Source organism: Nitratidesulfovibrio liaohensis, from assembly GCF_011682075.1.
GTDB lineage: Bacteria > Desulfobacterota > Desulfovibrionia > Desulfovibrionales > Desulfovibrionaceae > Cupidesulfovibrio > Cupidesulfovibrio liaohensis.
On record NZ_VSMK01000015.1, the window covers coordinates 1 to 9894 of the forward strand.

Consider the following 9894-nt stretch of genomic DNA (forward strand, 5'->3'; position numbering starts at 1 on the left):
CCGCCGGTGCTGGCGCCGCCGCCGCGCTGGTGCGCCTTGCGGGCGGCACGCCCGCGCAAGCCGAGCAGGCCGTGGCGCTGGTGTTCTCGTCGGTCATGGGCATGATCTGCGACGGGGCCAAGGGCGGCTGCGCCCTGAAGGTGGGCACCGCTGCGGCAGAGGCCTGGAGCGCCGCGCAACTGGCCCTGCACGGGCCGGGCATGACCGGGGCCGAGGGCATCGTCTCGCCCGATTTCCGCGCTTCACTGCGCTCGCTGGGCGAAGTGTCCAGCCTGGGCTTCGCCGCCGTGGACGTGGCCATCATCCGTCTGCTGGAGCGCGGCGTGCAGTAGGCTGCGCATCGCCCCCGCGCGTTCTGGACATACTACAAGAACGGCCTGCCGCATTGCGACGGGCCGTTCTTGCGTCTGACCGTGACAGAGGATTGCAGCGGGGCGAGAAAAGCCCGCTCCGCACTCCGCGTCATTCCGACCAGTGGACCGCTGTTTCCACCTTGATGATGCGGAGTTCCCCGGCTTCCTTCCCAAGAAACACGAGAAGCGACGTGCATTCCGGCGCACCCCGTCACGCACCAGTACCTCCCGGACACTGCCGTTGCCGTACTGGAAATACGCACGTTCCCGCCCCTCCTCCCGGCAGCGCAAGGTACCATCGGGCGCGTAGCCGTACCGCGCACGCCCCCATGGACCATCCGCCCCTCCCTGTCGTAGGCAAAGCTCCGATCCGGCTCCAGACCGCGCCGCGCATCCCTCGACATACCCGGTACGGTGGCCGTCCGCGCCATGATGCGCTGGCCTGCCGCATTACAGGTGTATTCCTCCGCCAGTGTACCGTTGCGGCGCACTTCGGACAGATGGCCGCGCTTATCAAAGGTGTAGCCGTATTCAACGACATGGCCGCCGCAGGTCTCCAACTTGGTGCGCAACTTGCCGTCGGGGCCAAAATCGCAACAACAGGAGAACCCTGATCCGGCGACAGGCAGAGTCAGATTGCCCCCCGACACCGCTGTGTCGGGCAGTGACATCCGTCCAGAAATATCGGCAGCGACATCCGGAGCACCCGCACGGAGTTCCGAGCGCCCATCCTTGGGCTGTTTGGCAAACACGATGTCACGCAGAAATGCTTCCGTGGACATGGCGGGACGGGCGATACGTGGGCGCAAAGTCTGCTGCCTGCTGGTGCGGGAATACGAGGGCATGGCACTCTCCTGAGTTATGTCGGCATGCGTGGCCGGCACCGCCGACAGCATGCCCATATCCCAAAATTTCACCCGCAAGGGGGTTGGCAGGGGATCACAAGGCCATCCGAACGGGGTTCCGCCATGATCGTTTTCTGTGGCGCAACTCCCCTGACATGCTTTCCCCCTCAGGCCGTCCCGTGCCGGAAGCCCGACATGCGCCTGTCCGCCTGCATGGGGCAACCACATCCATGTGGAGCTGTCGCATCGCTCTCCCCTGCGGACATGGACATCAGAAAACACAACGGGCCGCGTTACCACGACGCAGCCCGTTGTTCATCACTTTCGGACACGTTGGACACATTGCTGCCGGGCATACAGGAGGCTACACGGCAGCACACGGCGCGGCACGCCCACCGGTTGCACGCGAGGGGCAACCGCGCCCCCCTCCGCCACAACTCGGCCCAGCCCGATGGCGCGCCGGGAAGCGCCCCTTCCCTCTCAGTCCACCCAGACCACCTCGGGCACATCGCGCGGGGGCACCCGGTGGTATTTCATGGCGGGCATGCCCAGCATCATGGCGCCCACCACGTCCAGGTCGTCGGCAAGGCCCAGCGCGGCGCGGGTGGGTTCGTGGTTGCGGGCAGCCCACATCACCAGACCGCCCCAGCAGGTGCCTATGCCCCGCGCCGTGGCCGCGAAATCCAGCGTGGTGGCGGCGATGCCGCCGTCACACGCGCCGAAGGCGTAGCTTTTCGGGGCGGTACAGTAGGCAAGGTGCGGCGCGCCGCGCAGCACCTTGTCGCCACCTGCGGCAAACGCGGCCAACGCATCCGGATAGTAGCCCGATGCGCTCAGCCATTCGGAAACCACCCCGGCCAGTGCCCGCGATGCGGCGACGGAACGGATCACGTGCCAGCGCAACAGGCGGCTGTTGCGAGCGGTGGGCGCGTGGCGCACCACGTCCATCAGTTCGTGCAGGGTAGCATCCGGCAGCGGGCGCGGCGAAAAGCGGCGGATGGAGCGCCGGTTGCGGATCAGCGCATCCATGGCCGTTGCGCTGGCCTGGCCCGGCTGCACCGGCAGGAAGGACGCCTGCGGCAGGCGGGCGTGGCGCAGGGCGTTGGTGGGGCACACGGCCACGCAGTGGCCACAGTCGATGCATTGCTCCGCTGCGTCGGGCACGGGCACGGGGTGGCCGTTGCCGTCGGGTTGCAGCAGCCCCTTGGGACACGCGGCCATGCAATGGCCGTCGCCCGTACAGGCATCCGTATCAAGGGTAATCAGTTCCATGCGGGCCTCCTTGGGCGTTGTGCCCATGGAGCCCTTTTGCCATGTACGGTGCTTTCGGCAAGAAGGCACAATTCGGGAAGCGAGTACCCCACGGGAAACAGGGGTACCAGCACGAGACCGCCCCCCTTTCCGCAAATCGGGAAAGGGGGGCGGACACGGCGGCAAAAGCGAGGTGAACGACGCTACCTGTCGGACAGGGCCAGCCCCGCCCCGCTGCCGATGAAGGCCACGCCCACGGTGCGATTGTACCAGCGCGCGGCGCGGGTGGTGGCCAGCAGCGCGGCAATGCGCGCCCCGGCCACGGCGTAAATCATCATGCCCAGAAAGGCGATGACGGCAAGGTCCGCCACCAGCAGGGCGCTGCGGGCCAGGGTGTCGCCGGGGGCCAGGAATTGCGGGAACAGCGCGGTGAAGAACACGATGGCCTTGGGATTGCCCGCCGCCACGAAAAACGCCTGCGCGAACAGCTTGCGCGCGCCGGGTCCGCCGGGGGTTTCGGATGCGCCAAGTGCCCCGGACACACCGCGCCTGCCCTCGCCCGCGTGGCCCGCCTCCCCACCGGTCCCGGTGGTCCCGATGATATCGGTCACCGCGGGTGCCGCCACGTTCAGGGGCACCGCCGGGGCGCGCAGCATGCACACGCCCACGTACACCAGATAGGCCGCGCCCGCGTAACGCACCACCCGGAACAGGTCTTCCGACGCGGCCAGCACCACGCCCAGACCGGCCACGGCCACCAGCGCCTGCAACACCGAAGCCACGGTGTTGCCCAGTGCCGACGCCAGTGCGCGCCGCACGCCGTAGCGTACCCCATGCGTCAGGGCCAGCAACATGCTGGGGCCGGGGGTGATGGTGGCCACCAGCACCGTCAGCGTATACACGATGAGGAAATTCCACGAGATGGACATGATGGTGCGCTCCCAGGGCTGCGCATTGGGACAAAGCGGGAACAGAGCCAAAACTGGCGGGAACAAGGCCGGGACAGCATGACCGGCACGCCCACGGGAACGCCGCCAAGCGCGGGCATGGTCGCACCGTCCCCCTCTACCCGCGCGGCCGCCGCGAAGCAAGTGCCCGTGCGATTCAGAACGGCGCGTCCAGTCCCTTTTCGACCAGCACCGCACGGTACAGGTCCAGGGTGCGCCGGGCCATGGCGTGGATGTCGAACTCGTCGCGAAAGCGCGCGCCGTCGGACGGGGGCAGGGCCAGCGCATCGGCCAGCACCGTGGCCGGGTCGGCATTGTCGTCCATGAAGCGGATGCGGTCGTAGTAGCGGGCAATCTCTCGCACCGGCTCGGTATGACGGGCCATGACCGGCAGGCCGAAGGCGCACGCCTCCAGTACCACACCGGGCATGCCCTCGGCCAGTTCCTCGGATGGAAAGAGTAGCGCGTCGAAGGCGCGATAGCAGGCCTGCACGTCCAGCCGCTGCCCGGCCAGCAACACCACCCGGCCATCGCCGATGGCAGCAGCCTCGGCGCGCAGTCGGGCCAGACCGGCGTCGGACGCCCCGCCACCCACCAGCAGCATGCGGGCGCGCGGATTGACGGCGTGCATCCGCCGCATGAAATCCAGCGCGAAATCCACGCCCTTGCCGGTGGCCAGCCGCCCCACGAAGCCCACCAGCACCTCGTCGGTCGCAATGCCGAATTCGGCGCGCACGTCGCGCGCCGGACCATTGGACGCCGCCTGGTCGAGCATGGCCGCGAAGTCCACCCCGTTGTGCAACACCGCGTTCATGCGCCGGGGCAACCCGGTGCCCCGCACGAAGCCTTCCAGCGACTGCTCGGCCACGTGCAGTACCCGGTCGGTGCACAGACGGTGCACCAGCGCTTCCTGCATGGCCTGCTTTCGGCGGCCCAGGGCCGTCCTGGCGTACCAGTGGTTGCCCGCCACGTGCACCTGCGCCACGCGTACCGGCACCCCGGCCAGCCGCGCGGCGATCATGCCGGGAATGTTGGCCCCCAGCGAATGCGTGTGCACCACCAGCGCGCTGTGGCGGCGAAACATGGCCGACAGCCGGGCAATGCCTGCCGGGCTCCACTTGCCGCGCATGGGCAGGAAATGAGTGCGCACGCCCTGCTCGCGCAGCGCGTCGAAAAACACCCCGCGCCCCCGGTAGGTGACCACATGTACCTCGAAGGTCCGGGCCAGCAACGGCAGCACCGCAGCCAGGCGGCGCTGCACGCCGCCCACGTCGAGATTGTTGGTGACCCGGAAGAGCACGGGCTTCTGCATGAACTGTCCTGCGCCTGTGTAGCTGGATGGAATGGGACGGCGGGACCGCGCGGCGGACCCGGAAAACGCATCCCGTGGATAGCCCAGTCGCGGCGCGGCGTCCAGACGGGGCAGAGGCCACGCCTGCCCACGCTGAGCGGAACGGGTAACCTCACGGCGCGCCGCGCCGCAACGACGAAGGGCGCCCCCGATGGGCGCCCTCCTGTCTGTCGTGTCCCTGTGAAGGAGATCCAAGGCGAAACGATGCCTGCAATGCGCCGCGCGGGCGGTGATTCGGGCTGCGGGCCCCCGGAAAGGAACCAGCCTGTCCGGAATATCCCGGACGGGCCTTCCCGGCCCTGCGGGCGCGCCGTGGGAAATCGATCCGGCGCGCGCCGCTGCCGCCCGCGCGGCACGTCATGTCGTCATGCAATCAGGTCGTCTGCTCCGCATGAAGCGGGCCGACATGCCTTCCGTTCCGGCGGGGACCATCCGGCCCCCGCCGTTCCTTCCTTTCACGCCGCCCTACTGGGCCGCGGAAACCAGCTTCTTCTGGCCGTCCCACACCTTGTCCGCCTTGGGCAGCGTGGGCAGGTACTTGAACCACTGGTGCGTCTTCATGTGCTCCGGATCCTGCTGCAACTTGCGGCTGTGCTTCAGGATGGGCGGCACGATCTTGTGGATGTCGCCCGCCAGGTCCTTGGAGATGGCGAAGCCGGTGGCCTCGCTGGCCAGGTCCACGGCCTGCTGGCTGTACTGCTGCGAAGAAGCCAGCGTATCCAGCGCCTTGGCCGGGTTGTGGAAGCCCACGCTGTTTTCGGCGGACACGTAATCCCAGAAGAACTGGCCCTTGCGCACCATGTCGCGCGCCTGGATCATCAGTTCGTCGTAGTTGGCGGGCTTGGCGCCCTGGAATTCCGAGGCCAGACGCACGGCCTCGTGCGCCTTCACCGACAGGTCCTGTGCCTTCAGCAGTTGGTCGAAGGTCTTCTGCTGGCTGAACAGCACGCGCGAGCGCAGGTAGTCTGGGCTCTTGTCCGAATGGCACTGGCGGCAGGCGCGCATGTCCGGATCCTTCAGGGGCGATGTCCACCAGTGGCCGGATATCTTCTTCTTGTCGTCGGTGCGGGTGTAGCCCATGTGGCAATCGGCGCACGAAACGCCCGCCGCGCCGTGCACGCCGTTCTGCCACATTTCGTATTCGGGGTGCTGGGCCTTGATCATGGGCGTCTTGGACACGGGGTGCGTCCAGTCCACGAAGTTGCCCTCAAAGCCCTTCATCTGCGAATTGCCCGCCGTCTTGTAGTAGGTGTACATCTGCTGCGGGTCGTAGCCGTCGGCCCAGGGGAACACGGGCTTCTTGGCGACGCCCTTTTCCTTGTCCTGGAAGTAGTATTCCACGTGGCACTGGCCGCAGACCAGCGACCGCTTGTCATTGCGCGAAAGCTTGTCCCAGTCCTTGCCCTGCGCCTTCAACTGGTCCTTCAGGGGTTCGCTGTACAGGCGCAGTTCCATGGTCTGCGGGTCGTGGCAATTGGCGCAGCCGATGGTTTCGTCCTTCATGTCGATCTTGTCGCGGAACTCGTTGACGTCCTTGGCCCAGAAGTCGTCGCCATACTGCTTCACCCAGCCCATCATCTTGGGGGTCTTGCAGTTCCAGCAGGTGGCGGGCAGGCCGCCCTTTTCCGCGTAGGTGTTGATGCGGTCGATGTGCAGGAAGTCTTCCAGCGCCTTGGTGTGGCCGCGCGCGTTGCGGTACTCGTAGCTGAACGGATAGCCCAGCCACAGGTTCTTCAGGTACGGCTGGGCGTGCTTGTAGCCTTCGGGCAGCGGATCGACGTTGTCGTTCTTGTTGAACGGCACCGAACCGTTGAATTCTGTCATCACGGTGCTTTCGTCGTTGCGCTGGTAGCTGGCGTACTGCTGGGGAAATTCCGCCTTGAAGGCGCTGCTGCGGGTTTCTTCCGCCGCGATCTTGGTCTTGAACACCGGGGTCTTCAGTTCCGCAACGTCGGAACAGCCCGCGAGAACGAAGGGGACGAGCGCGACGGCAAGCAGCAGCCCCCCCCTGCGGACCATGCCGCGCACCGTGCGCAGCGACAGCGTGTCTTTCATCAGGTTATCCATCGGCGACCTTCCTTGTGCTGATCGGCATCATGCGCATGTGCTGGACATTGCGGTGGCAGTCCACGCAATAGGGTTTGGAATCCATGCTGGCCACCTGCGTGTTGGTCATGGTGTGACATGCCTTGCAGTTGGCGTTGACCACGTCCTTGGTGGACTGGCCCGAATGGATCACGTCGTCCGGCCTGCCCAGCGTGTTCATGTACACGTCCTTGGCCCCTGCCGCCGCCTTGAAGGGCAGCTTGGCGGCAAGGTTGTGCGGAGCGTGGCACTCGTTGCAGGCCAGGTTGGCGTGGGTGGACGCCTTGTGCGTCAACGCCGCCTCCTGCATGATGTGACAGCTCGCGCAGAACGGACGCCGGTCCGTGACCTTCATGCCGAAGCCCGCCCCCGCCGCCAGCACGACCCCAAGGGCCGCCCCGACGACGATGAGCCGCAGCCCCGTACGTCCGTTGCGAGGTGCTTCCTCTGACATTTCCGCCTCCTTGCTGTGGAGGGCGCCCGCCCCGCCCGCGTGCGGCCGGGAGTTCGCGCCTCCGGGTGCATCCGTGCCCGCGCCCGTTCAGCCCGACGGGTGCGCACGGCACTTGGTGAGGTGCAGTCTTCAAGACCCGTGCCGTTGCGTGAAATTCGGCACATCCCTTCGTTCAAAAATAATTTCAATGTGTTGCCATTGGGAAGACAAAGAGCGCAAGTCGAGACAGGCCTTGCGTATGTCATATTTACATGACAAGTAGACAGAAAAATCTGACAGAGTCAGCCTTTTCAGACTTTCCTGACTCCGCACAGGGGGGCACCCCATGACCCAACACCAGACCCAGCCTCCGGCGTACCCAGCCGGCGAAACGTCCGGCGCCACCACGGAACGTGCGGCAAGAAGCCTGCGCTCCCGGCTGCACCGCAGGCGCCCGACCCTGCGCTGGAGCATCCAGACATTCATCGGGCCTGCCGTGCTGGTGGCCTTGTGGGGGGTGCTGCTGCTGGCCCTGTACCAGTGGAACGCCCGCACCGAGGCGGCCCACGTGCGCGAACTGGCGCTGTTGCAGGCGCGGGCGTTCTTTTCGCAGATCGTGTCCACCAGGGCCTGGAACGCGGCCCACGGCGGGGTGTTCGTACGGACCAGCGAACTGGGGCGGCCCAACCTCTGGCTGCCCCCCGACCAGCGCACACTGATGGCGGCGGACGGCACCATGCTCACCCGCATGAACCCGGCCTACATGACCCGCCAGATTTCGGAATTTCTCACCACCAGCCAGGGGGTCAGCTTCCGCATCACCGGCCTGAACCCGCTGCGGCAGGAAAACGAGGCCGACCCGTGGGAAAACGAGTCGTTGCAGGCCTTCAGCAAGGGCGCGCGGGAAACCTTTACCCTGGCCCTGCCCCCGGTCGGCGCGCCTTCCGACGCGGCGGCGAGCGCCGCCAACAGCGGCGACACCCGGCACGGTCCCAGCTTTCGCTACATGGCCCCGCTGATGGCCGACCAATCGTGCCTTGGTTGCCATCGCACCGCCGACGACACCGTGGGCGGCCTGCGCGGCGGCATCAGCGTATCCATCGCGGCGGCTCCGCTGCTGGCCCTGGAACGCCAGCGCCTGGACCAGACGGGGCTGGCCTACGCCATCATCGGGGTTGTGGGGCTGTTGGGCATTGGCGGGGCGTCGTTGCAGGTCAGCCGCAAGAAGGCGCTGGCCGAGGCAGCCAACCGCATGAAAAGCGCCTTTCTGGCCAACATGAGCCATGACATGCGCACTCCGCTCACCGGCATAATCGGCATGGCAGAGCTGTTGTCCGGCTTCCAGCCGGGGCGGCAGGGCATGTCCCGACCAGATGGACCTGACAAGCCGGACGAGTCGGACAGGCCGGACAAACCTGTCGGGCCGGAGTCCACGCCTCCCCCCCGCGAGGGCGCATCCGCCGCCTCTCCTCCTGCCGGAGCTTCTTTCTATATGGATGCGCACCAGACGGAACAGGTCGCCCGTTACAACGAATACCTGGGACAACTGCGTTGCGCAGCCGCCAACCTTCTGGAAATCGTCAACGACATCACGGACTTTTCGTGCCTGGAATCGGGCAGGATGCGCCTAGCGCCGCGCACCTTCCGGCTGCGCCCCGCGCTGGAGGCGTGTCTGGGGGTGTTCCGCTTCGCGGGTGAACGCAAAGGGCTTTCACTGTCGCTGCACGTGGCGGAGAACGTTCCCGAGGCGCTGGTGGGCGACGACTTCCGGCTGCGCCAGGCCCTCGGAAACCTCATCGGCAACGCGGTGAAGTTCACCCGGCAGGGAGGCATTGCCGTAGTGGTGAATCTGGTTCCGGACTCCGCGCCGCACACCACCCCGGTGGCAGCGGCAGCGCCCGCGCCAAGGCCGGGAGCCGGAGCCATCCCGCGCGCGGTGCTGCTGCGCTTTGCCGTGGTGGATACCGGCGTGGGCATTCCGGGGGAACAGCAGGAAACCATCTTTGAAAGTTTCGTGCAGGGCGAGGCGGCCAGTTCGTTATGCCTTGGCGGCACCGGCCTGGGTCTGGCGATCTCGCGCGAGATCGCCCGCATGCTGGACGGCGACATCGGCGTGTCCAGCACGCCGGGCGCGGGCAGTGAATTCTGGTTCACCGCACGGTTCACCGTGGCGGGACCGCCCCCGAACAACGGCACGGATAGTGATGCGGGCCGCGCCCTTCACGGAGATGGCGCCAGCGCCCGGAACACGGGGCTGTCCGCATGGGTGGGCACCGCCGAAAGCCACGCCGCCTGCCCGGTCCCGTCAGCGATGACAACCACCGCACGCCCCCCGGAAACCAGATCTGCCAGCGGCACCGTCACCCCGTTGCGGCTTCTGGTGGCCGACGACAACCCGGTCAACCGGCTGTTCATGCAGGACGTGCTGCGCGGCGCCGGACACCAGGTGGCCGTGGCCGCGGATGGCGTGGAGGCTCTGCGTCTGCTGGAAGAACTGCGACCCGACATGGCCCTGCTGGACGTGCGCATGCCCGGCTGCGACGGCACGGAGGTGGTGCGCCGACTGCGCGCCGGACAGGTGCCGGGGGTTGCGTCGGACATGCCTGTGCTGGCCGTCACCGCGTCGGCC

8 protein-coding genes are annotated in these 9894 nt (G+C 67.1%); 2 read left to right on the top strand and 6 right to left on the bottom strand.

Annotation, left to right across the window (positions count from 1 at the left end):
• Window positions 1-332, top strand: a 332-nt coding sequence (locus tag FVW27_RS00815; protein WP_208294548.1) for an L-serine ammonia-lyase, iron-sulfur-dependent, subunit alpha, incomplete at its 5' end; no start/stop codon positions are given.
• A 32-nt stretch (window positions 333-364) separates the two neighbouring features.
• On the opposite strand, the gene FVW27_RS00820 is transcribed toward FVW27_RS00815, so the two are convergent.
• From FVW27_RS00820 to FVW27_RS00845, 6 genes are all read right to left on the bottom strand, one after another.
• A complete protein-coding gene (locus tag FVW27_RS00820; RefSeq protein ID WP_167121889.1) occupies window positions 365-1198 on the bottom strand; it encodes a hypothetical protein in 834 nt (277 codons plus the stop codon).
• A gap of 480 nt (window positions 1199-1678) precedes the next feature.
• Window positions 1679-2470 (bottom strand): nitroreductase family protein, encoded by a 792-nt coding sequence (locus FVW27_RS00825; RefSeq protein ID WP_167121891.1) that lies wholly within the window; start codon window positions 2468-2470, stop codon window positions 1679-1681.
• Window positions 2471-2652: 182 nt separating this feature from the next.
• A complete protein-coding gene (locus FVW27_RS00830; RefSeq protein ID WP_167121893.1) occupies window positions 2653-3378 on the bottom strand; it encodes a LysE family translocator in 726 nt (241 codons plus the stop codon).
• Between the two features lie 175 nt (window positions 3379-3553).
• A complete protein-coding gene (locus FVW27_RS00835; RefSeq protein ID WP_167121895.1) occupies window positions 3554-4708 on the bottom strand; it encodes a glycosyltransferase in 1155 nt (384 codons plus the stop codon).
• Between the two features lie 504 nt (window positions 4709-5212).
• Window positions 5213-6766, bottom strand: a complete 1554-nt coding sequence (locus tag FVW27_RS00840; protein WP_167121901.1) for an ammonia-forming cytochrome c nitrite reductase subunit c552 — start codon at window positions 6764-6766, stop codon at window positions 5213-5215.
• 40 nt (window positions 6767-6806) lie between these two features.
• On the bottom strand, window positions 6807-7286 hold the full coding sequence (locus FVW27_RS00845; RefSeq protein WP_167121897.1) for a NapC/NirT family cytochrome c: 480 nt from the start codon (window positions 7284-7286) through the stop codon (window positions 6807-6809).
• A 325-nt stretch (window positions 7287-7611) separates the two neighbouring features.
• Here FVW27_RS00845 and FVW27_RS00850 point away from each other — a divergent pair.
• On the top strand, window positions 7612-9894 hold a 2283-nt coding region (locus tag FVW27_RS00850; protein ID WP_167121899.1), incomplete at its 3' end, for an ATP-binding protein.